26 protein-coding genes and 1 pseudogene are annotated in these 20,985 nt (G+C 68.5%); 9 read left to right on the forward strand and 18 right to left on the reverse strand.

The window, feature by feature from the left end:
* Window positions 1-24: 24 nt before the first annotated feature.
* Window positions 25-840, reverse strand: coding sequence for a lysophospholipid acyltransferase family protein (locus BO226_RS18335; RefSeq protein ID WP_006553432.1), 816 nt, complete (start codon window positions 838-840; stop codon window positions 25-27).
* A 63-nt stretch (window positions 841-903) separates the two neighbouring features.
* Between BO226_RS18335 and BO226_RS18340 the strand changes: the two genes are divergently transcribed.
* Window positions 904-1,716 (forward strand): hypothetical protein, encoded by an 813-nt coding sequence (locus tag BO226_RS18340; RefSeq protein ID WP_064256853.1) that lies wholly within the window; start codon window positions 904-906, stop codon window positions 1,714-1,716.
* Between the two features lie 52 nt (window positions 1,717-1,768).
* On the forward strand, window positions 1,769-3,352 hold the full coding sequence (locus BO226_RS18345) for a Rieske 2Fe-2S domain-containing protein (protein WP_019290360.1): 1,584 nt from the start codon (window positions 1,769-1,771) through the stop codon (window positions 3,350-3,352).
* A gap of 14 nt (window positions 3,353-3,366) precedes the next feature.
* Here the strand turns inward: BO226_RS18345 and BO226_RS18350 are convergent, their stop codons facing one another.
* A complete protein-coding gene (locus tag BO226_RS18350; RefSeq protein ID WP_064256854.1) occupies window positions 3,367-4,569 on the reverse strand; it encodes an MFS transporter in 1,203 nt (400 codons plus the stop codon).
* Between the two features lie 92 nt (window positions 4,570-4,661).
* Between BO226_RS18350 and BO226_RS18355 the strand changes: the two genes are divergently transcribed.
* Window positions 4,662-5,162 carry a PaaI family thioesterase gene (locus BO226_RS18355; RefSeq protein WP_006553428.1) on the forward strand — a complete coding sequence of 167 codons (501 nt, stop codon included), beginning with the start codon at window positions 4,662-4,664 and terminating at the stop codon, window positions 5,160-5,162.
* Between the two features lie 6 nt (window positions 5,163-5,168).
* Here BO226_RS18355 and serS read toward each other — a convergent pair whose 3' ends face one another.
* Both serS and BO226_RS18365 read right to left on the reverse strand, forming a co-directional pair.
* On the reverse strand, window positions 5,169-6,431 hold the full coding sequence (gene serS / locus BO226_RS18360; RefSeq protein WP_064256855.1) for a serine--tRNA ligase: 1,263 nt from the start codon (window positions 6,429-6,431) through the stop codon (window positions 5,169-5,171).
* Window positions 6,432-6,442: 11 nt separating this feature from the next.
* On the reverse strand, window positions 6,443-6,835 hold the full coding sequence (locus BO226_RS18365; RefSeq protein WP_064256856.1) for an ankyrin repeat domain-containing protein: 393 nt from the start codon (window positions 6,833-6,835) through the stop codon (window positions 6,443-6,445).
* 36 nt (window positions 6,836-6,871) lie between these two features.
* Here BO226_RS18365 and BO226_RS18370 point away from each other — a divergent pair, with 36 nt between their 5' ends.
* Together BO226_RS18370 and BO226_RS18375 are read left to right on the forward strand one after the other, a co-directional pair.
* A complete protein-coding gene (locus tag BO226_RS18370; protein WP_037217412.1) occupies window positions 6,872-7,930 on the forward strand; it encodes a septum formation family protein in 1,059 nt (352 codons plus the stop codon).
* 13 nt (window positions 7,931-7,943) lie between these two features.
* The gene (locus BO226_RS18375) at window positions 7,944-8,282 is read left to right on the forward strand and encodes a metallopeptidase family protein (protein ID WP_033097890.1); all 339 of its coding nucleotides are present in this window, start codon (window positions 7,944-7,946) and stop codon (window positions 8,280-8,282) included.
* Between the two features lie 27 nt (window positions 8,283-8,309).
* Here the strand turns inward: BO226_RS18375 and BO226_RS27785 are convergent, their stop codons facing one another.
* The 9 genes and pseudogenes from BO226_RS27785 to BO226_RS18410 all read right to left on the reverse strand — a co-directional run bounded on the left by BO226_RS27785 (window position 8,310) and on the right by BO226_RS18410 (window position 14,005).
* Complete coding sequence (locus BO226_RS27785) at window positions 8,310-8,471, reverse strand: hypothetical protein (protein WP_016933301.1); 162 nt, start codon at window positions 8,469-8,471, stop codon at window positions 8,310-8,312.
* Between the two features lie 123 nt (window positions 8,472-8,594).
* The gene (locus BO226_RS18380; protein WP_064256857.1) at window positions 8,595-8,882 is read right to left on the reverse strand and encodes a putative quinol monooxygenase; all 288 of its coding nucleotides are present in this window, start codon (window positions 8,880-8,882) and stop codon (window positions 8,595-8,597) included.
* A gap of 87 nt (window positions 8,883-8,969) precedes the next feature.
* Window positions 8,970-9,368, reverse strand: a complete 399-nt coding sequence (locus BO226_RS18385) for an NUDIX hydrolase (RefSeq protein ID WP_170318549.1) — start codon at window positions 9,366-9,368, stop codon at window positions 8,970-8,972.
* Between the two features lie 49 nt (window positions 9,369-9,417).
* Window positions 9,418-9,624, reverse strand: coding sequence for an SDR family oxidoreductase (locus tag BO226_RS28180; RefSeq protein WP_231912064.1), 207 nt, complete (start codon window positions 9,622-9,624; stop codon window positions 9,418-9,420).
* A gap of 51 nt (window positions 9,625-9,675) precedes the next feature.
* A pseudogene (locus tag BO226_RS18390) lies at window positions 9,676-10,257 on the reverse strand (acyl-CoA dehydrogenase family protein); the annotation flags it as partial.
* Between the two features lie 6 nt (window positions 10,258-10,263).
* On the reverse strand, window positions 10,264-11,247 hold the full coding sequence (locus tag BO226_RS18395; protein WP_064256858.1) for an NAD(P)H-dependent flavin oxidoreductase: 984 nt from the start codon (window positions 11,245-11,247) through the stop codon (window positions 10,264-10,266).
* Between the two features lie 38 nt (window positions 11,248-11,285).
* Window positions 11,286-11,939: a TetR/AcrR family transcriptional regulator gene (locus BO226_RS18400; RefSeq protein ID WP_006553419.1), complete on the reverse strand. Its 654-nt coding sequence runs from the start codon at window positions 11,937-11,939 to the stop codon at window positions 11,286-11,288.
* Between the two features lie 56 nt (window positions 11,940-11,995).
* On the reverse strand, window positions 11,996-12,757 hold the full coding sequence (locus tag BO226_RS18405; protein ID WP_019290368.1) for a 3-hydroxyacyl-CoA dehydrogenase: 762 nt from the start codon (window positions 12,755-12,757) through the stop codon (window positions 11,996-11,998).
* A 54-nt stretch (window positions 12,758-12,811) separates the two neighbouring features.
* Entirely contained in the window at window positions 12,812-14,005 is a 1,194-nt protein-coding gene (locus tag BO226_RS18410) for a thiolase family protein (RefSeq protein WP_064060559.1), read from the reverse strand.
* 172 nt (window positions 14,006-14,177) lie between these two features.
* On the opposite strand from BO226_RS18410, the gene BO226_RS18415 reads away from it, so the two are divergent.
* Both BO226_RS18415 and BO226_RS18420 read left to right on the forward strand, forming a co-directional pair.
* The gene (locus BO226_RS18415; protein WP_064256859.1) at window positions 14,178-14,918 is read left to right on the forward strand and encodes an alcohol dehydrogenase catalytic domain-containing protein; all 741 of its coding nucleotides are present in this window, start codon (window positions 14,178-14,180) and stop codon (window positions 14,916-14,918) included.
* A 10-nt stretch (window positions 14,919-14,928) separates the two neighbouring features.
* The gene (locus BO226_RS18420; protein WP_064256860.1) at window positions 14,929-15,708 is read left to right on the forward strand and encodes an enoyl-CoA hydratase; all 780 of its coding nucleotides are present in this window, start codon (window positions 14,929-14,931) and stop codon (window positions 15,706-15,708) included.
* A 61-nt stretch (window positions 15,709-15,769) separates the two neighbouring features.
* On the opposite strand, the gene BO226_RS18425 is transcribed toward BO226_RS18420, so the two are convergent.
* A complete protein-coding gene (locus tag BO226_RS18425) occupies window positions 15,770-16,345 on the reverse strand; it encodes a TetR/AcrR family transcriptional regulator (protein ID WP_064256861.1) in 576 nt (191 codons plus the stop codon).
* A gap of 70 nt (window positions 16,346-16,415) precedes the next feature.
* Between BO226_RS18425 and BO226_RS18430 the strand changes: the two genes are divergently transcribed.
* Window positions 16,416-16,991: a dihydrofolate reductase family protein gene (locus BO226_RS18430; RefSeq protein ID WP_064256862.1), complete on the forward strand. Its 576-nt coding sequence runs from the start codon at window positions 16,416-16,418 to the stop codon at window positions 16,989-16,991.
* Between the two features lie 40 nt (window positions 16,992-17,031).
* On the opposite strand, the gene BO226_RS18435 is transcribed toward BO226_RS18430, so the two are convergent.
* The 4 genes from BO226_RS18435 to BO226_RS18450 form a co-directional block, all read right to left on the reverse strand.
* Entirely contained in the window at window positions 17,032-17,667 is a 636-nt protein-coding gene (locus tag BO226_RS18435; protein WP_006553412.1) for a TetR/AcrR family transcriptional regulator, read from the reverse strand.
* Between the two features lie 92 nt (window positions 17,668-17,759).
* Complete coding sequence (locus BO226_RS18440; protein ID WP_197481877.1) at window positions 17,760-18,422, reverse strand: histidine phosphatase family protein; 663 nt, start codon at window positions 18,420-18,422, stop codon at window positions 17,760-17,762.
* A 2-nt stretch (window positions 18,423-18,424) separates the two neighbouring features.
* Window positions 18,425-19,351 carry a prephenate dehydratase gene (pheA, locus tag BO226_RS18445; protein WP_064256863.1) on the reverse strand — a complete coding sequence of 309 codons (927 nt, stop codon included), beginning with the start codon at window positions 19,349-19,351 and terminating at the stop codon, window positions 18,425-18,427.
* Window positions 19,352-19,424: 73 nt separating this feature from the next.
* A complete protein-coding gene (locus BO226_RS18450; protein ID WP_064256864.1) occupies window positions 19,425-20,087 on the reverse strand; it encodes a hypothetical protein in 663 nt (220 codons plus the stop codon).
* A gap of 108 nt (window positions 20,088-20,195) precedes the next feature.
* Between BO226_RS18450 and BO226_RS18455 the strand changes: the two genes are divergently transcribed.
* The gene (locus BO226_RS18455) at window positions 20,196-20,963 is read left to right on the forward strand and encodes a DUF2470 domain-containing protein (protein WP_064256865.1); all 768 of its coding nucleotides are present in this window, start codon (window positions 20,196-20,198) and stop codon (window positions 20,961-20,963) included.
* Window positions 20,964-20,985: the final 22 nt, after the last annotated feature.

Raw genomic sequence — 20,985 nt, forward strand, 5'->3', positions numbered from 1 at the left:
CGACTCGACTGTGCGTTCACTCCGTCATTGTGCCGAAGTACCGCGGTCGCCGCCTGCGTCGTCGTTGCCGCTACCGGCAGCACCTTCACGGGCGGCACGTTCGCGGGCCTTCCGGGCGCGACGCTCGGCGGCCGCGGCCTCGTCCAGGGCGGTCGCCTCCTCGAGGGTCGGCGCGGATCCGCCCAGGCGGCGGGGCACCCAGTAGGCACCGTCCTCGTGGATGTAACCGTCCTGGACCCGGTGAAGCATCTTCTCCATGGTCGCGTGGAGCTGCGCGGTCATCTCCGCTGCCGGCTCGAACGGATGGATGGGGGCGCCCACCTCGATGGTGATCGGGGTGTTCGTACGTCCGAGCCGCTTCGGGTGGCCCTTCGTCCACACCCGCTGCGACCCCCAGATGACCATGGGGACCACCGGGACACCGGCTTCGTTCGCCATCCGTGCCGCGCCGGACCGGAACGCCTTGAGTTCGAAGCTGCGGCTGATCGTCTCCTCCGGGAAGACACCCACGAGCTGACCGGCACGCAGCGCCTCCACGGCGAGTCGGTAGGACTCGCCGGCGTCGCCGCGGTCGACGGGGATGTGCTTCATCGCGCGCATCATAGGGCCGGAGATCTTGTGGTCGAAGACTTCCTTCTTCGCCATGAAGCGGATGTACCGCTTGGTGACCCGGGCGGGGATCCCGGCGTAGGTGAAGTCCATGTAGCCGGTGTGGTTGATCGCGATGACCGCACCACCCGTCGCCGGGATGTTCTCCGCCCCGGTGATCGCGAACTTCAGCCCTTGCGCTGCGAAGAGCGTGCGGGCGACACCGATGATGGTCCGATAGAAGGGTTCCACGCCGGTCAGCCTAGCGGGGCCCGGTGGAGGAACGACCGTGATCATCGTCGAAAGGCCACTACTGTGCGCACCCTCGCCCGAAAGCCCGACGTACTCGCATTCGCCGGCCTCGCCGTCGCCGTGGTCCTCACCGTCGCCGGTTGCGAGGGCGACGGGCAGTCCGGCATCCCGACCGAGAGCCCGGAACCGACCGCGGCGGAAACCGTCGAGGAGACCACCCCCGCCGCGACGCCCGCGGTGGTCGTCGGGGACGTCCCCGGTAATCCCGCCGCCACCGCGGCGCTGCAGGCATGGACGAACGACCTCGTCGGCGGCGTCGATGTGGTGGGCAAGTGCTGGACGATCGCCCCGGAACGGGCCCGGCAGATGTACGCCGACGTCGACGCGATCACCGCCGCGGTGCAGCAGCCGGGCAGGGACGGCCAGTACGCGGTGACGTGGTCGGCCGGTGGCATCGACCTGTCCGTCCTGCGCAGCGAGATCTCGTCCGGCTACGCGTGCCCGTACGTGAACCCGACCGGCGCGCCGGGCTACACCGACGAGGACGCCCGCTACGCCGTCGAACGATTCCTCGGACGGGCGATCGGCGCGCCGGTGGATCCGGACGACACCGAGGAGCGGTACCCACTGGTGTGCGAGGCGCGGGGCACGTGGGATCCCTGGGGCACCGGGAACCCCGGAGTGCCGCCGCTGGCCACCGATCCCGACGTCGTCGGCGACCTCGAATCCTTCGACGCCGCGGCCGCTTCCGTCACCCCGGTCTCGGAGGTGTACACGAATGTGACGATTCCGATCGTCGAGGCCGGTACACCCCGTGACCTGGTGGTCCTGCTCACCACGGGCAGCAACGGGTACTGCCTGGGCGCAGTGGACTGACGGGCGGCGCCTACTCTGGTAGGCGTCGGTCAGCACGTCAGGAGGGTACGAAGTGCAGATCACCAGCGTCGGACACGCCGGTTTCCACATCCAGACCGAAGCGGGGTCCATCCTGTGCGATCCCTGGGTCACGCCCGCGTACTTCGCCTCGTGGGTGCCCTTCCCGGACAACACCGGTCTCGACTGGGACGCTCTCGGCAACGTCGACTACCTGTACGTCTCGCATCTGCACAAGGATCACTTCGATCCCGACACGCTGAGCAAGCACGTCAACAAGGACGCGACCGTCCTGCTGCCCGACTATCCGGTACCGGACCTGCGTCGCGAGCTCGAGAAGCTCGGATTCTCGAAATTCTTCGAGACCACCGACTCCGTCAAGCACCGGCTGCGGCACGGCACTATCGAGGTCGCTCCGCAGGCTCCGCTCTCGCCGGGCGATCTCGACATCATGATCATCGCGCTGCGTGCGCCGGCCGACGGACCGATCGGCGACTCGGGCCTGATCGTCTCCGACGGTGAGTCGACCGTGTTCAACATGAACGACGCGCGGCCGATCGACATGGACGTCATGCACGAGGCGTTCGGGAAGATCGACATCCACCTGCTGCAGTACTCGGGCGCCATCTGGTACCCGATGGTCTACGACATCCCGAAGAAGACCAAGGCCAACTTCGGCAAGCAGAAGCGCCAGCGCGGCATGGACCGTTGCCGCAGCTACATCGACCAGGTCGACGCGACGTGGATCGTGCCGTCGGCCGGTCCGCCGGTCTTCCTCGACGACGACCTGCGCGACCTCAACGACGACCACGGCGACGAGGGCAACATCTTCCCCGACCAGCAGGTCTTCCTCGAGCAACTGCGCATCCACGGCCGCGAGGGCGGTCTGCTCATGATCCCGGGTTCGGTGGTGGATCTGAAGGGCAGCGAGCACATGACGCTCACGCACCCGATCCCCGACGAGCAGGTCGAGGCGATCTTCACGAACAAGGCCGCCTACATCGAGGACATGGCGCAGCGCTTCGCTCCGGTGATCGCGGCGCAGAAGGCGGCCTGGGCTCCCGCCGAGGGCGAGCCGCTGCTGCCCGCACTCAAGGCGAAGTTCGAGCCGATCATGGCGCAGTCCGATCTCATCTGCGACGGCATCGGTTACCCGGTGGGTCTGGTGATGGGCGACGAGACCGTGGTGCTCGACTTCCCCAAGCGCGTCGTGCGCGAACCCATCGAGGGAGAAGGCAAGTACCGCTACGGTTTCCGTATCGCTCCCGAGCTCGTGCGCACGGTTCTGCGCGACGACGAGCCCGACTGGGTCAACACGATCTTCCTGTCCACCCGGTTCACGGCCTGGCGCATCGGCGGATACAACGAGTTCCTCTACACCTTCTTCAAGTGCCTGACCGACGAGCGCATCGCGTACGCCGACGGCTGGTTCGCCGAGGCGCACGACGACTCGGCGTCGATCGAGTTGGGCGGCTACGAGATCCAGCGTCGCTGCCCGCACTTGAAGGCCGACCTGTCGAAGTTCGGTGTCGTCGACGGCACCACGCTGACCTGCAACCTGCACGGCTGGCAGTGGGATCTCGAATCGGGCCGCTGCAAGACCTCGAAGGGTCACGAACTGCGCAGCACCAAGCTGTGATCCGCATCCGGTAGTCACCGCTCCCGTTCGGTCCCGGCGGGTCGCGCCGCGGGCAACAGCCTCGGCGCGACCACGCCCAACCCGACCAGCGGGAGCACCGTCACCGCGACCAGCGCCGCCATCGGCAACCACAGCGAGCCGAGCGCGTAGGCGGCGAAGACCGCCACCGACAGCACCTCGCTCGTCAGGCCGACGACGGACGAGACGGTCGCGCGGGCACGACCGGACATCGTGTCCTGCAGGCGCGCCTCGGCGACGATCGCCGTGTTGTGCAGCGCGCCGTAGCCCACACCGATCGCCGTGAATCCGGCGATCCCCCCGGCGAGTGCACCACCGGCGATCAGTGCCGATCCGACGATCACGACGGCACCCATGGTGCGGCCGCTCATCGTCGCAGTCCGTCCGGCGGTCGCGGCACCGACCACCTGTCCGACGGCCGTCAGCGCGACCAGCACCGGCACGAATCCGGTCTCCGCTCCCGATTCGCGTGCGAGGAGAGCGAAGTACTCGTCGAAGGCGAGGCAGGCGAGCAGGGCGGCCGCGAGGACGACCGATCGTCGCACCACCCGGTCGGTGCGGATCTCGGACGTTCCCGCGCGCAGCGACGACATGTAGCGGACGAGGACGGTGTCGCCTCTGCCGGCGATCTCATCGGCCTCCTCCACCTTCGGTGCGGCGGGAAGCGTTCCCACGAGCGCGATGTCGACGACGGTGATCGCGACCGACACCCAGCCCACGAGCGCGTAGCCGCCGAGTTCGAACAGCGGTGCCGCCGTGAGGATCGCGACGAAGACACACGTCATCTCACCCGCGTTGGCGTATCCCATGATCGCCGCGTACCGGTGTTCGCACCCGCGCGCGACGAGTTCGTCGTACACGAGGGCCTCGAAGGTGCCGGATTTCATCGACTCGCTGATGCCCCATAGGACGAAACCGAGCGCGAATCCCCAGTAACCGGGCGACACCAGCCACATCGTGAACGCTGCCGTGAGCAGGGCTCCGCTGCCGAACAGCAGACCGCGACGGGAGACGGTGTCGGCCCACGCACCCGACGGCACCTCGGAGACGAAGGCGACCACCGACCACAGGACGAACAGCGAGGAGATGGAACGGGTGTCGAGACCGTGATCCTCGAACAGCAACGCGTACAGGCCGTAGAGCGGCACGAACTCACGGACGGACGCGTACGCGACCACCCGCGCGGACAGCGAGGTCACCGGATCGGATCAACATCGACGGCGCATGCAACGAGAATGGCACGCCCGGCTCCACATGTCACCCCTCCGGAGGTGGGATACGGTCGGTCATCGTGAGCACGGACGAGCAACAGCAGCGGCAGCGTACCTACACGTGGGAGGACCCGGCACCGACGTCGGCGGCCAACCGCGACATGCACGGACTCGACTTCCTGCGCGGGCTGATGGACGGGACGATCCCGCACCACCCCACCTCCCGCACGCTCGGCTTCACCGTCACCGATGCCGGCGAGGGCTTCGCCGAGGTCACCCTCGAGCCGCAGGAGTTCCACGCCAACGCGGTGGGCAGCATCCACGGCGGCGTGCTCGCTACCCTCTTCGACACCGCGATGGGCTTCTGCGTGTCGAGCACCCTCGAGGCCGGGGTCGGGTACACGACCCTCGACCTGCAGGTCCGCTACGTGCGTCCGGTGCAGACCGGCAAGGGCGTCATCCGTGTGCAGGGCTTCTGCGAGCACACCGGACGTCGCACTGCGACGGCGCGCGGCGAGGCCCGTGACTCCGAGGGCCGCCTGCTCGCGACGGGTTCGACCACCTGCCTGATCCTGCGCTGACAGTTCTCAGGCGCCGGGTTCGAGCACCTCACGTCCCACGAACGGGACGAGAGCCTCGGGCACCTTGACCGAACCGTCGGCCTGCTGGTGGTTCTCGAGCAGCGCGACGAGCCAGCGGGTGGTCGCGAGCGTGCCGTTGAGGGTCGCGGCGGTCTGCGGCTTGCCGTTCTCGTCGCGGTAGCGGATGTTGAGGCGACGCGCCTGGAAGGTCGTGCAGTTCGACGTCGACGTGAGCTCGCGGTAGCGCTCCTGCGTGGGCACCCAGGCCTCGCAGTCGAACTTGCGGGACGCCGACGACCCGAGATCGCCGGCGGCGACGTCGATGACGCGGTACGGCACGTCGATGGCGGCGAGCATGTCGCGCTCCCAGGCCAGCAGACGCTCGTGCTCCGCCGCGGCCTCCTCGGGGCGGCAGTAGACGAACATCTCGACCTTGTCGAACTGGTGCACGCGGATGATGCCGCGGGTGTCCTTGCCGTAGCTGCCCGCCTCGCGACGGAAGCACGACGACCAGCCCGCGTAGCGCTTCGGCCCCTTCGACAGGTCGAGGATCTCGCCCGAGTGGTAGCCCGCGAGCGGCACCTCGGAGGTGCCCACGAGGTAGAGGTCGTCCTCCTCGAGTCGGTACACCTCGTCGGCGTGCCGGCCGAGGAAGCCGGTGCCCTGCATCACCTCGGGGCGCACGAGCACGGGCGGAATCATCATGGTGAACCCGTTCGCGGTGGCCTTCTGGGCGGCCAGCTGCAGCAAACCCAGCTGGAGCAGCGCGCCGTAACCGGTGAGGAAGTAGAACCGGGCACCGGAGACCTTCGCGCCGCGCTCCATGTCGATGAGCCCGAGCGACTCGCCGAGCGCGAGGTGGTCCTTGGGTTCGAAGTCGAAGGTGGGCAGCTCGCCGACGGTCTCGAGCGTGACGAAGTCGTCCTCGCCGCCGGCGGGCACGCCGTCCTGCACGACGTTGGAGATCGCGAGGTGCGCGCGATCGAAGGCCTCCTGCGCGGCGTGCTGCTCGGCCTCGAGTTCCTTGACCTTCGCCGCCAGCTCCTTGGCGCCGTCGAGCAGCGCGGGGCGCTCCTCGGGAGACGCCTTGCCGACCTTCTTGCCCAGGGCCTTCTGCTCGGCGCGTGCGTTGTCGCCGGCGAGGACAGCGGCACGACGGGAGGCGTCGGCCTCGAGCAGCACGTCGACGAGGCCCGGGTCCTCTCCCCGCATACGCTGCGACTCGCGGACGGCGTCGGGATTCTCGCGGAGGAACTTGAGGTCGATCACGGAATCGAAGCCTACCGCTGCCAGAGTTCCAGGTAGTCGTCGCGCCCGAACATCTTCGCTGTGTCCTCCGCGGTGGGGTGCCCGTGACGCGGGTCGGCACCGGCCTCGGCGAGCACCCGCACCACTGCCTCGACGCCCTTGAAGACCGCCCCCGAGAGAGGCGACTGGCCGCGGTCGTTGAGCCGGTTCACGTCGGCTCCCCGCTCGACCAAGACCTGTACGGCCTCGGCATGACCGTGGTAGGACGCCAGCATGAGCAGCGTGTCGCCGGTCTCGTTGGTGAGGTTCACCGGTACTCCGGCGTCGACGTACGCGGTGAGGGTCTCGACGTCTCCCTGGCGGGCGGCGTCGAAGGTCTGCTTGGCGATCTCGAGAGTCTCGGGATCGATCGGGTCGTCGGCCATGAGCCGAAACTACCTGCGTCCACTCGAACAGGCATGATGGAAGTGATGGCCGAAGACAACAAGCCCAAGCCCGACCGGCGCCCGCCCTCGGCGCGGTTGACCCGACGCGCCCTCGTGCTCGTTGCGGCCGGTGCCGTCCTGGCGGCGATCGCGACGTTCGTCGTCGCGGGGTTCCAGGGCGCCGGCAGCGGGGACGACAGCGCCGGCGCCAACATCAGCACGACCGGCGCGGTCGCGGGGGAAGCGTTCGGTACCGCCACCACCGGCGATTGCCTGACCTGGAGTGCTCTCGACGCGAGCGACCTCGCGAAGGTCGACTGCGCCGAGACGCATCTGTTCGAGGTGGTCGCCGACATCGACCTGAGCCTGTATCCCGGCACCGAATGGGGACCGGGATCACGCTTCCCGTCGGTCACACGCTTCACCGAGCTGCGCGACGAGCAGTGCGCACCCGCCGCGATGGACTATCTCGACGGCCGGTTCGACCCGCACGGCAAGTTCAGCATCGGCCTCATCAACCCCGGCGAGGCGGGCTGGGCGGCCGGCGAACGCACGCTGCGGTGCGGCCTGCAGTTCTCGTCGACCACCGGCAACCTGCTCCCCATCAAGGGCCGGGTCGCCGATCAGGACCAGTCGCGGGCCTGGGACGTCGGCGTCTGCATCGGCATCAACAACGGTGTGCCTGCCGACCCGGTGGAGTGTTCCAAGCCGCACGCCTTCGAGGTCGTCGCGGTCGTCGACCTCGGTGGGCAGTTCCCGGGCGGTCTGCCGAGCATCGAGGACCAGGACGGCTATCTCGAGGAGACCTGCACGCGCCTGGTGAACGAGTACCTCGGCGACCCCGAGGCTCTGCGCAACAAGACCCTCACGTTGTTCTGGGACAACCTCGACTACGACAGCTGGCTCGCCGGCAGCCGCAAGGTGAACTGCTCGATCGGCAAGCAGGTCGAGGGGGGCGGATTCTCGTCGATCACCGGCAGCGCCAAGGGCGACATCCTCATCGACGGCCAGCCGCCCGTGCCGCCGCCGCCCGTGCCGGAAGGCCGGTCGCTGCCGACGCCGCTGCCGGGCGCCGTTCCCCTGCCGGGGTCGTGACGTGCCGGTGCACATGGAGGACGAGCACTTCGAGGAGCTCGTCTCGGAAGCGCTCGACGAGATCCCCCGCGAACTCGCGCGGGCGATCGACAACGTCGTGGTCCTCGTCGAGCCCCGCCACGAGGAAGAACCCGACCTGCTGGGTCTGTATCAGGGCGTCGCGCTGACCGAGCGCGACAGCCACTACGCGGGATCGCTACCGGACACGATCACGATCTACCGCGACGCGATCCTCGACATCTGCGAGAGCGACGACGACGTCGTGCACGAGGTACTGGTCACTGTCGTCCACGAGATCGCGCACTATTTCGGAATCGACGAAGAGCGCCTCCACCAGCTGGGCTGGGGCTGAGGCGCTCTTCGCGATCGGTACCGGGTGCTACTTGTTGCGGGCCGCGGTCGCCTTGTCGAGGCGGGGTCCCTTGGCCTTGCGCTGACCGAAGTGCGGGCTGAGCGTCGACACGACGAACATGATGACGGTTCCGACAGCGACGACGGCCACGGTGAGCCACACGACGATGACGCCGAAGAGTTCCAACATGCCCGGTTACCTCCACAGTCGATGTCACTTCGAGGCAAACGGCACACGTCCGCCCCGGGGGTCACCCTACCGTCCGCGTTCCGCCGGGTGACGACCGACTCCGCCCGCGCTCCGGTGGGGGACTCAGAGGGTGGTGAAGTGCTCGAGCTTCGGCGCTCCCGCCAGGAGGGGTCCGAGTTCGGTGATGGCACCCTCGCCGGCGCGGAACTTGCGGTAGGCGGCGTCGTGCTCGGCCGAGCGCCACTTCTCCATGACCACCCAACGGGCCTCGTTCTTCTGATCCACAAGGATCTCGATGCCGTCGCATCCGTCGAACTGTCGCGTCTCGTCGAGCACGCGGGTCATGACCTTCTTCGCGTCGTCGAGGGAGTCGGCCTTGAATTCGAGTTCGAGCAGAGCGGTGAGCGCCATGGGAGACCTTCCGTGATGTGCGAGGTGACTGCTCTCATCACATTTCCCCATGGATGAGAACTGCGCAATACCTCTGCGGAAACAGGATTATCGGGAGGCCGAGGCGAGAGCGGGAAGGACGTGGTGCTCGAGCAGCGGCGCGAGATCGTCGGGCAGCGGAAGGGCCGCCGGGTCGAGCCAGCGCGTCTCCGCGATCTCCGCGGCGGCGCCGGCGACCTCCACGAGCGGGTGTTCGTAGACGGTTCCTTCGAGCCGGTAACCGGGCTCGTTGGCGGCCTCGGCGTCGAAGACCCCGACGAGACGCAACGACGACAGATCCAGTTCGGCGCCCAGTTCCTCGGCGCACTCGCGCACGGCGGTCTCGGCGGGGGTCTCCCCCGGATCCGGCTTTCCTCCGGGCAGCATGAACCGCGACGTGTTCCGCTTCCGCACGGTGAGCACCTCACCGGCGGCGTTGCGGAGAACGACGGCGCTCACTCTGATCACACGGTCACGAATCGCGGGGTGCTGGTTCACCGGACCAGCTTAGGACCGGTCAGAACATGCTGTAGCCACCGTCGATGAGCGTCGTGCTGCCGGCCTGGAAGGACGACGCATCGCTCGCGAGATAGACGGCGATGCCTTCGAAATCCTCCGGGGTGCCCCACCGGCCGAGCGGCACACGGCCGATGACGTTCGAGTTGAAGACGTCGGACTCCTGCAACGGACCGGTCATGTCGGTGGCGATCCGGCCCGGCAGCACGCTGTTGACCCGGATCCGGTGACGCGCGAACTCGACGGCACAGCCGTTCGCGGGGGTGTCGCGCTCGACGACGATGAGCGAGAAGCCCTTCGACCCCGCGTTCGGATCGGTGCGGCACACCACGATGACGAGATCGGAGTGGATTCCGTTGGTGATGAACGTCTTCTGTCCGTTGATCACCCACTCGTCACCCTCGCGTACGGCGGTGGTCTTCACGCCCTGCAGGTCGGATCCGGCGCCCGGTTCGGTCATGGCGATCGCGCCGATTCGTTCGCCGGTGGCGAGTGCCGGCAGCCAGCGCGCCTTCTGGTCCTCGGTGCCGAGGTGGAGGATGTACGGGATCGCGATGTCGTCCTGCAGTGCGAGTCCGGCGCCGAAGGAGGTCGTTCCGGTGCGCGCGATCTCCTCCTGCACGATGTGCCGGAAGCGGTAGTCGGTCACGCCCGAACCGCCGAACTCCTCGGGTACCCCGAGGCCGACGATGCCGGACTTGCCCGCGGCGATCCACGCCGACCGGTCGACGAGGCGCTCCTCCTCCCACCGCTCGTAGTTCGGTTCGATCTCGCGGGCGAGGAACTCGCGCACGGTCTCCCGGTACACCTCGCGATCGTCGTCGAAATGGGTGCGTTTCATGGCTTCCTAGGCGTTCACGCGCGACATCATGCCGCTCAGACGCTCCGCGATGAGACTCTCGGCGTCGGCGACGATGCGCTCGACCAATTCCCCCGCGGTGGGGATGTCGTGGATGATTCCCTGGACGGTACCGACCGTCCAGATGCCGGCCTCGGGATCGCCGTTCTCGTAGACGAGGCGGCCGCGGGCACCGGCGACGAGTTCGCGCACGTCCTCGAACTGTCCTCCGCGGTCGAGGATCTCGACGACCTCGCGACTGGCGGTGTTGCTCGCGACGCGGGCGGTGTTGCGCAGCGGACGGAAGATGAGCTCGGTGTCGGTCTCACTCGCCGCGACGATGGCTTCCTTGATGGTGCGGTGGATCGGCGATTCCTCGGTGCACATGAAGCGGGTGCCCATGTTGATGCCGTCGGCGCCGAGCGCGAGGGCCGCGACCAGACCACGACCGTCACCGAAGCCGCCGGAGGCGATCATCGGGATGGTGATCTTCTCGGCCGCGGCGGCGATGAGCACGAGGCCGGGGACGTCGTCTTCACCGGGGTGCCCGGCGCATTCGAAACCGTCGATGCTGATGCCGTCGACACCGATGTCCTGCGCCTTGACGGCGTGCCGGACGCTGGTGCACTTGTGCAGCACCTTGATTCCGGCAGCGTGGAAGTCGGGCAGGTGCGGCGCGGGATTCGATCCGGCCGTCTCGACGATCTTCACACCGGAGTCGATGATGACCTGGCGGTACTCCTCGTAGGGCGGCGGGGTGATCGCCGGCAGGATCGTGAGGTTGACGCCGAACGGCTGGTCGGTGAGCTCGCGGGTGCGTTCGATCTCCTTAGCGAGATCCTCGGGGGTCGGCTGCGTCAGAGCGGTGATCATGCCGAGCGCGCCGGCATTGGCGACCGCTGCGACGAGTTCGGCACGGCCGACCCACTGCATCCCTCCCTGCACGATGGGATGGCGGACGCCGAAGGTTTCGGTGAAGGCGGTGGTCAGCACGGCATGGACTCCTTGCGTGGAGGTGGTTGGAAAGACTCTCAGGCGGCCGGGTGGTGACCCACGACCCGCAGTGCGATCACGATGTACCGCTGGGCAATCCGAGCGGGAGTGAGGGGACCGCCGAGCTGGTACCAGCGGACGATGGACTGGAACATCCCGAGGAGGGCGCGCACGGCCTCCTCGACGTCGTCTACGTCGAACACCTGCTGTTCGACGCCCTCGCGCACCAGGTCGAGCATCATCAGCTCGAGACGCTTGCGGGTCGCGGCGTAGGTCCGGCGGTTCTCCGGGGAAATGTGGCGCACTTCGGAATCCAGGCCCGAACGCTGTGCGCGGTGGGTCATGTTCAGCACGATCGCCTCGACGGCGTTGACGAAGCGGGCGACCGGGTCGTCGCCGCCGTCCGCGACCGCGGCCGACACACGGTCGATGAGGTCGAGGACGGCGGCGTCGAGCAGCGTGACGAGAACGGCTTCCTTGTTCTCGTAGTGGTAGTACAGCGCGGGCACCGTCACGCCGACCCGGCCGGCCAGGTCGCGGACGGTGGTGCCGTGGAAGCCGTTCTCGCTGAATGCTTCCAGGGCGTGTTCGAGGATGGGGTCGAGCCCCAGAGGCTGGAACTCACGCCAGTCCGCGCACGGCACGTCCGCGTGGGGCGTGTCGGATTCCTCGGCCTCGTATGCCGGGGTCATCGACCCCCTCCTCTCACAGTCGGTGCTCGGGTCAGCGCGGAGCCATGCGGATCGGATCAGCGCGGAGCCATGCGGATCGCGCCGTCGAGGCGGATGACCTCGCCGTTGAGCATCGGGTTCGAGACGATGTGCGCGGCGAGGGCACCGTACTCGGACGGATCGCCGAGGCGGGCCGGGTGCGGCACCTGTGCGCCGAGCGAGGCCTGGGCCTCCTCCGGCAGCGAGCCGAGCAGCGGGGTCTTGAACAGGCCCGGTGCGATGGTGACGACGCGGATGAGCAGCGACGCGAGGTCGCGGGCGATCGGCAGCGTCATGCCGACGACACCGCCCTTGGACGCCGAGTAGGCGGCCTGTCCGATCTGGCCGTCGAAAGCAGCGACGGAAGCGGTGTTGATGATGACGCCGCGCTCGCCGTCGATCGGCTCGGTCTTCGCGATGCGCTCGGCGGCGAGACGGATGACGTTGAACGTGCCGAAGAGGTTGACATCGACGACCTTCTTGAACGCGTCGAGCGGGAAGGCACCCTTCTTGCTGACGGTCTTGATCGCGTTGCCGATGCCGGCGCAGTTCACCGCGACACGCACGGGTCCGAGCGACTCGGCGACGTCGAGGGCCTCGGTGACGGCGGCCTCGTCGGTGACGTCGGCGGCGACGAAGCGGACGCGGTCGCCGAGTTCCTTGGCGATGGTCTCACCGTTGGACGACGGCAGATCGATGATGACGACCTGGGCACCGTCGTTCAGCAGGGCCTTGACGGTGGCGAGACCGAGGCCGGAGGCACCACCGGTGACGACGGCGACGCTGTCGTTGACGATCATTGATTACCCTTTCGAGAGTGGTTGCGGTTCGGAGATCTTCGAGACTTCGAGAAGTCAGAGACGTTCGATGATGGTGGCGTTGGCCATGCCCGCGCCCTCGCACATCGTCTGCAGGCCGTAACGACCGCCGGTGGCCTCGAGGTGGTTGACGAGGGTCGACAACAGACGGGTGCCCGACGAGCCGAGTGCGTGGCCGAGCGCGATCGCGCCACCCCACGGGTTGAGCTTGGCCGGATCCGCACCGAGTTCGTGCGCCCAGGCGAGCGGCACGGGCGCGAACGCCTCGTTGACCTCGTAGGCGTCGATGTCGTCGATGCCCAGACCCGCGCGGGCGAGCACCTTCTGCGTGGCCGGGATCGGGGCGGTGAGCATGAAGACCGGGTCGTCGCCGGCGACGGAGAACGAGTGGAAGCGGGCGCGCGGGGTCAGGCCCAGCTTGTTCGCCATCTCCTCGCTCATGATGAGCGCGGCCGACGCACCGTCGGTGAGCGGCGACGAGTTGCCGGGGGTGATGACCCACTGCGCCTCGGGGAACCTGGCGGCGTACTCCTCGGTGTAGAAGGACGGCTTCAGGCCGGCGAGGCCCTCGGCGGTGGTGGAGGCGCGCATCGTCTCGTCGACGGTGTGCTCGACCTGCTCACCGGCTGCGTTCTCGACGGTGATCGGGACGATCTCCTTGTCGAAGCGGCCGGCCTCGTGGGCGGCGGCGGCACGCTGGTGCGACTGCGCGGAGTAGGCGTCGAGCGCGTCGCGGTCGAACTTCCACTTCGCAGCGATGAGCTCGGCCGAGATGCCCTGGTTGACCAGGCCCTCGGGGTAGCGGGCACGGATGCTCGGGCCGTGGGTGTCCTTGCCGAGGGTGGCGGTGCCCATCGGGATGCGGCTCATCGACTCGACACCGCACGCGATGACCATGTCATAGGCACCGGCGATGATGCCCTGCGCGGCGAAGTGCGCGGCCTGCTGGCTCGATCCGCACTGGCGGTCGATGGTGGTCGCGGGCACCGACTCGGGGAAACCGGCGGCGAGGAGCGCGGTGCGCGAGATGTTGAGGGACTGCTCGCCGACCTGGGCGACGCAGCCGCCGATCACGTCGTCGACCTGCGCGGGGTCGATGTCGTTACGCTCGACGAGCGAGCGCAGGACGTGGGCGAGGAGTTCGACGGGGTGGGTGCCGGACAGGGCACCACCCGGCTTGCCCTTACCGACAGCGGTACGGACGACGTCGACGATGACAGCGTTGGTCATGACGATCCTTTCGAAAGTGCAGCGTGCGGGCCGGAGACGTTCCCAGCGGTGTACTTATCGATCGCTAAAAGCTCTACCACGGACTTAGCGCTCGGTCAATGATCTCTGAGAGCTAGCGCACGCTAAGCCACTCTGATAGTGATGGATCACGACCCGAGTCGAGGAGACGCCCGTGCGCGCAGCGCAATTGACCGAACACGCCGGCCCCGACGCCGTCCGCGTGACCGACATCCCCGAACTCGAGGCAGGCAATTCGCTCGTCCTCGTCGACCTACACGCCGCCGGCGTGTGCTTTCCCGATCTGTTGCAGACGACCGGCGGCTACCAGATGGTCCGGCCGCTGCCGTGCGTGCTCGGCGCCGAAGCAGCGGGCATCGTCCGCAGCGCACCCGAGGGCAGCGGCCTCACCGCCGGACAACGCGTCGCCGTGCTGTCCATCGACGGATCGTGGCAGCAGACCGTCGCACTGCCGCGCGAACTGGTCTTCCCGCTGCCCGACAGCGTGTCGCTGACCGCGGGCGCCGGGATGCTCATGAACTACTTCACCGCGCACTTCGCGCTCGACGAGCGCGCCCGGTACCGGGCGGGTGAGACCGTCCTCGTCCACGGTGCGCCGGGTGGACGGGCCGTCGTTTTCGGATTCACCGGCGGCAGCATTCCCACCGTGAAGGTCAATCGCCATCTGCTGAAGAACATTTCGGTCGTCGGCGCGGGGTGGGGCGAGTACCTCCGCACCGACCCCGGCTACCCGGCGCGGCAGTGGGCCGCACTCGAACCGCTGCTGCGCGACGGGACGCTCGTCGTCCCCGAACCCACCCTCCATCCCCTCGACGAAGCTCCGGCAGCACTGCGTTCGCTCGAGAACCGTTCCGCGACCGGCAAGGTCGCGCTCGCCCTGACGTCCCGACCCTAGGAGAACAGCCATGACCGACGACCTGCCCGGTGTCGACACGACCGTCGACGACGGCGTCCTGCGCGTCACCCTGAACCGTCCCTCGCGGATGAACGCCGTGAAGACCGAGACGCTCGAGGCGATCGCCGATGCGTTCGAGAAGTACGCCGACGATACCTCCGTGCGGGTCGCGGTGCTCACCGGCGTCGGTCGCGCGTTCTGTTCCGGCGCCGACCTTTCCGGTCGTGACCTGAGCGCTCCGCCCTCCGCCGACACGATCGACGCCGCCAACCGCGCGGTTGCCGCGATCCGGGTGTTCCCCCGGCCGGTCGTCGGAGCGATCAACGGCGCGGCCGCGGGTGTCGGCGTATCGCTCGCTCTGGCATGCGATCTCACCGTCGCAAAGGAGTCGGGATACTTCCTGCTGGCCTTCACCCGGGTCGGTCTGATGCCGGACGGGGGTGCGTCCGCGCTCGTCGCCGCGTCGATCGGTCGCGCGCGGGCGCTGAAGATGGCCCTGCTGGCCGAGCGACTTCCGGCCGGTGAAGCGCTGGCCGCCGGACTCATCTCGGACGTCTACGCGGACGACGAATTCGACAGTGCGGTCGAGACTCTCGTGCATCGGCTCGCCGACGGCCCGTCGACCGCCTTCGCTTCGACGAAGAATGCGATCAACGACGCGACGCTCACCGAACTCGACCATGCCTTCGCCCGCGAGCGCGAAGGGCAGCTCGTCCTGCTCGGCAGCGCCGACTTCACCGAGGGTGTGACGGCCTTCCAGGAGAAGCGCACCGCGAACTTCCGTCGCTGAACCGTCGACGATTCCGGTGGATCCGGCCCCGCTGAGCGGGGTCGGATCCACCGAAGTCGTTTCAGGCGTCGGGGATCACGCGTTCGACGGCCGCCCGCACCAGTTCGGCGACACGGTCCTCGTCGACGATCCCGGGGAGGGTGAGCCGGTCGAGCACCAGCCAGTTCAACGCGAGATAGAGCAGCACGACGGCGTTCTCACCGCCCGGCAGGCCGGAGTGCCGGTAGTTGGCGATGTTGAAATCCAGGTCGGCGCGGACCCGCTCGGTGAGCAGGGCCTGCAGTTCGGGCCGTCGGGTGGCTTCGAGGCGTAGTTCGAGGAGCGCGAGATAGCCGGCGCGGAACCGGATGAGCCGGTCGACCACCTCCGTCATCAGCTCGATCATGGATTCGCGGGTCTGCGGCGCCCGCGACTGTGCCATGACCTCGTCGGCGGGCAGGAGCCGCTCGTAGTAGCGGTGACCCACCTGGACGAGCAGGTCGTCGCGGTTGGCGAAGTAGTTCGACGCCGTCCCCGTCGGGACCCCTGCCTCCTTGTCCACCGCGCGGAAGGTCAGCCCGCGCGCACCGTCGCGCGCCAGCACCTCGATCGAGGCATCCAACAAGGCCTGTCGTCGTTCCGGATTCGTCCGAACCACTTGACACCACTCCATATGTAGTACTACCTTCAAACCACTTCACTCATAGTACTACGAATGGCGGTCAACCATGCGAAAGCTCGTCTACTACGTGGCAGTGACCCTCGACGGCTATATCGCCGGGCCGAACGGGGAGTACGACTTCTATCCGATCTGCGACGACATGGCAGCGGCGATGAGCGCGAGATATCCGGAAGCCGTCCCCACCGCGCTCCGCGAACAGGTCGGCATGCCGGCCGACACGCCGAACAAGGAATGGGACACGGTGATCATGGGGCGCGGTGCCTACGAACCCGGTCTCTCGATGGGGCTCACGAGCCCGTTCAGCCACATGCAGCAGTACGTCGTGTCCCGCACTCTCGCGCCGGTCGACGATCCGCAGGTTCGGATCGTCGACACCGACCCGGTCGAGCTGGTCCGAAAGCTGAAGGCGGAAGAGGGGCTCGACATCTGGCTCTGCGGTGGCGGCAACATCGCGGGGCAACTGTTCGCCGAGATCGACCGGCTGATCTTCAAGAGCTATCCGGTGATCGCGGGCGACGGCATCCCGGCACTGTCGGGCAACTTCGTCCCCACGCGATTCGACGTCACCGCGCGCGAGGAGTTCAGCAACGGCACGCAGGTCACCTGGTTCGACCGACGCTGAACTTCGACCGCCGAAGTTCGATCGACACCGGATCCGGCCGTCAGACCCCGACGGTCTTGAGGGCGATACCGACGTACTTCTGCGCGACGGCCTCGGGGCTGAGCGTGCCCTCCGCGTGGTACCAGCGCGGGATCGACTGGCACATGCCGAGCAGGGCACGCGTGGTCTCGGCGGGATCGTCCACGTCGAACACGCCCGCGGCGACGCCCTCCTCGACGATCTGGCGCACCAGCTGCTCGACGCCCTTGCGCACCGCACGGTAGCGCTGGCGGTTCTCGGGGCTCAGGTAGCGGGCCTCACCCTCGAGCGCGGCGAGGCGGGCCCGCAGGGTCATGCGCAGCACAATCGCCTCGATGACGTTGGACAGCCTGCGCACCGGGTCGCCGTCGGCGTCCTCGGCGGCGGCGTGGGCTCGGGAGAGCACGTCGCTGGTCGAGAGCTCGAGAAGGGCGATGAGCAGCCCTTCCTTGTTCTCGTGGTGGTAGTAGAGCGCCGGGACGGTGACGCCGACGCGGCGCGCGATCTCCCGCACCGAGGTGCCGTGGAAGCCGGTCTCGTAGAAGGCGTCGAGGGCAGCGGTGAGGATGGGACTGAGCTGCATCGGTTCGAGGATGCGCCAGTCCGGGATCGCCTCACCGTTGGTGAGGGTGTCGGCCCCGTCGCTCGAAGCACCCATGAAACCGCACCTACCTACCGATCGCTACTTCATACGGACGCCCCGAGGATACCCGTACGTTTTGCGCTCGAAGGATCGAAAGGTGGGCGGTATCACCCCATCGGGTCGTCGGCACCACCGCGCGCGGTGTCGTGGAAGGGCGCGAAGAAGGTTCCCCAGCGCGCGCACTCCCAGCCACCGCCGGCCACCGGCACCAGCTCGACCGTCTCGGTGTTGGCCAGGTGGTTGGTGATGGCGAAGCCGGACGGCACCTTCCCCAGATAGGCGGCGACGAGCCGGATCGCGGCACCGTGACTGACGACCACGACGTCACCCGAACCGGCATCGAGATAGTCGCTGCGCAGCGACTCAAGGACGGGCAGGTACCGGTCGAGCACGTCGAGCGCCGACTCACCGCCCGGGACCCGCGCCCGCAGGTCGCCGTTGTGCCACTCCTCGTAGACCTTCATGAACAGCTTGTGCGATTCCTCGTCACTGCGGTCCTCGAGTTCCCCGACCTGCACCTCGTGCACGCCCTCGCGGACGCTCGTCTCCAGCGACACCGCGGATCCCGCGTGGTCGGCCGTCTGCCGGGCCCGCAGCGCCTGCGACGCGACGAGCAGCGAGGGCGTCCGCTCGACGAGATTCTTCCCGAGCGTGCGGGCCTGTTCGACGCCGAGCTCGGTGAGCTCCGCGCCCGGGAGTTTCGTATCGAGCCTCCGGGCGACGTTCGCCACCGTCTGGCCGTGCCGGGCCAGGATCAATCTGCCGCTCACCGTCAGTCCTCTCCGCGCCGCAGTCGGTCGAGCCACCGCGCATCCTCGTCGTCCGACACGGGTGGGACACCGTGTTCGGACACAGCGGGCCACGATCCGAGGAACCGCACCTGCGCGAAGCGGTGCAATCCCTGCAGCGCCTCGGCGACCAGCGCGTCGTCGATGTGACCCACACAGTCCAAGTGGAAGAAGTAGGTGCCGTATTCCCTGCGGGTCGGCCGGGACTCGATACGCGACAGATCGATTCCGCGCGTGGAGAACTCGGTGATGGCGCGCACCAGCGAGCCGGGCTCGTTGGGGAGTTGCAGCACCACCGAGGTGCGGTCGACACCGGTGCGCTTCGGCACGGGCCGCGGCCGCGTGATGAGCACGAAGCGGGTGCGGGCGCCCTCGAAGTCGGCGACCTTGTCGGCGAGGACGGACAGGCCGAGCCGCTGTCCGGCGAGCGCCGTGGACACCGCCGCGTCGACCTTGCCGGACGCGACGTCCTCGGCGGCTCCCGCGTTGGAGGCCGCGGTCACGACCTCGGCGTAGGGCAGGTGGTCCTCGATCCAGCGACGCACCTGCGCTGCGGCCACCGGATAGGCACCGATAGTGCGGACCCGATCGCGGGTGATCCCTTCGCGGGTGACCACCGTGAACGCGATGTCGAGTTCGACCTCGGACACGATCTGCAGGCGCGGCCCGAGCGCGAGGGCGTCCATGGTGGGCGGCACCGAACCCTCGACGGAGCTCTCGATGGGGACGACGGCACCGTCGGCCTTCCCGTCGCGCAGGAGTTGCAGGGCAGCGGGCGGGCCGGCGGCCGAGACGCGCTCGACGTCGGCGGATCCGTCGCCGAGCACGTCGAGTGCACCGAGGCTCTCGAAGCGGTCGAGGGCCATCTCGGTGAACGTTCCCGAGGGTCCGAAATAGGCGATACGTGGCACGTGTACGAGGTTACGCATCGGTCGTGACGGGAAGGCGGACTCTGCGTGAACCGCACCCGAGCTGTGGCCCGTGTCAGCCGGTGGTGAGGTCGAGCGCCTCGAGCTCCCGGACGACGGCGTCTGTGTCGTCGACCTCGACGACCAGCAGGATCTCCCGCACCGCCGCGGCGGCCTCCGGTACGAGTCGCCGGAGCCGGGCCACGTCGGGAGTCCCGAGGGCTTCGCGGACGTCGAAACCGCTCAGCGCCGCGACGGTGGCGGAGAGTAGGGCGACGACGTCGTCGGTGCCGGTCGCGCGGGCGGCGTAACCGGTGTCGGCGTGGGCGAGGACGGAGAGGAAGTCGGCGACGGCGTCGCCCCCGCGACCTGCGGTCAGGCCGGGGATGTGACCGGCCTCGGTGAGCGCGCGGGCGGCGTCGGCGAGCGCGGCGTCGGGCACGTGCGGGTAGACGACCAGCGGTGCCGGCGCGGTGATCGCGAGAACGTCCTCGAGGTCCTCGGCCGTGCAGTCGACCTGATACCGGACCGGACGCCACCCGGCGGGCGAGGGGAGTTCGGCCGAGGCGTCGAGCTCGACGACGAGTTCGCGGGTGGGTGATCCGGTGACGGCAGCGGCCGGGACGATCGGCGGGGCGAGCGTGCGGCCGGTCGTGGCGAGGGCGTCGGTGAGGCTGTCGTGCCGGTGTGTGAGCAGCGCGTCGAGCAGTCCGCGGGGCTCGTCGCGGGACGGCGGCATTCCGAGGGGAAGTGGGATCGGCACCGATCCAGGCTACCGACGGACCACTTGCGACCGCGATCACAATGACTTAGGTTTGCCTCACCTACATCGAGAAGGAGGGTTGGCATGCAGACCACCACATCCGTCATCCCCGCGCCGACCACGGCCGAACGCGTACGCACCGCCCTCATCCGCGCCGACACGACGCAGCTCGCGATCGACGGCTGCGATCCACTCCCCACCTCGGTTCATCATCTCCTCGACGACGGGCAGGTCGCGGTGGTCGTCGCCGAGGACAGCCTCCCCGTCGCACTCGCCTGGCAGTCCGGCAGCGCAGGCATCCCCGCCATGCTCGAGCTCACCGACCACTCCCCGATCGCCCTGCGCAATCCGGTCCGGTCGCTCATCTGGCTCAGCGGCACCCTGCGTCCCGTGGAGCATCCGCGCCGGGTCGCCGCCGAGATCGCGGAGATCCTGCCGCATTCCGAACTCCTCGACGTCGGACACCGCTCCGAACTGCTGTGCCTGACGCTCGACTCCGTCGTCGCCGCCGACACCACCGGGGCCGAGGCCGTCGACGTCGCCGACGTCCTCGACGCCGCTCCCGACCCGTTCGCCGCACTCGAGACCGGGTGGCTCCAGCACCTCGAAGAGGACCACGCCGACATCGTGCGGCAGATCGCGCGACGCATCCCGCCCGCGCACCGCGGCGGACGAATCCGCCCCCTGGGCCTCGACCGCTACGGACTGCGGCTACGCGTCGAGTCCGAAGGCGACGACCACGACGTGCGGATCCCCTTCCACGAACCGGTCGACGATCCCGCCGCCCTGAGCCGCGCGCTGCGCCTGCTCGTCGGCTGCCCCTTCCGCAACGGACTGCCGCCGCGCACCTGAGCGGTACGCGGCGGCAGGGATC

The sequence above is a fragment of the Rhodococcus sp. 2G genome, assembly GCF_001886355.1.
GTDB classification, from domain to species: domain Bacteria; phylum Actinomycetota; class Actinomycetes; order Mycobacteriales; family Mycobacteriaceae; genus Rhodococcus; species Rhodococcus pyridinivorans.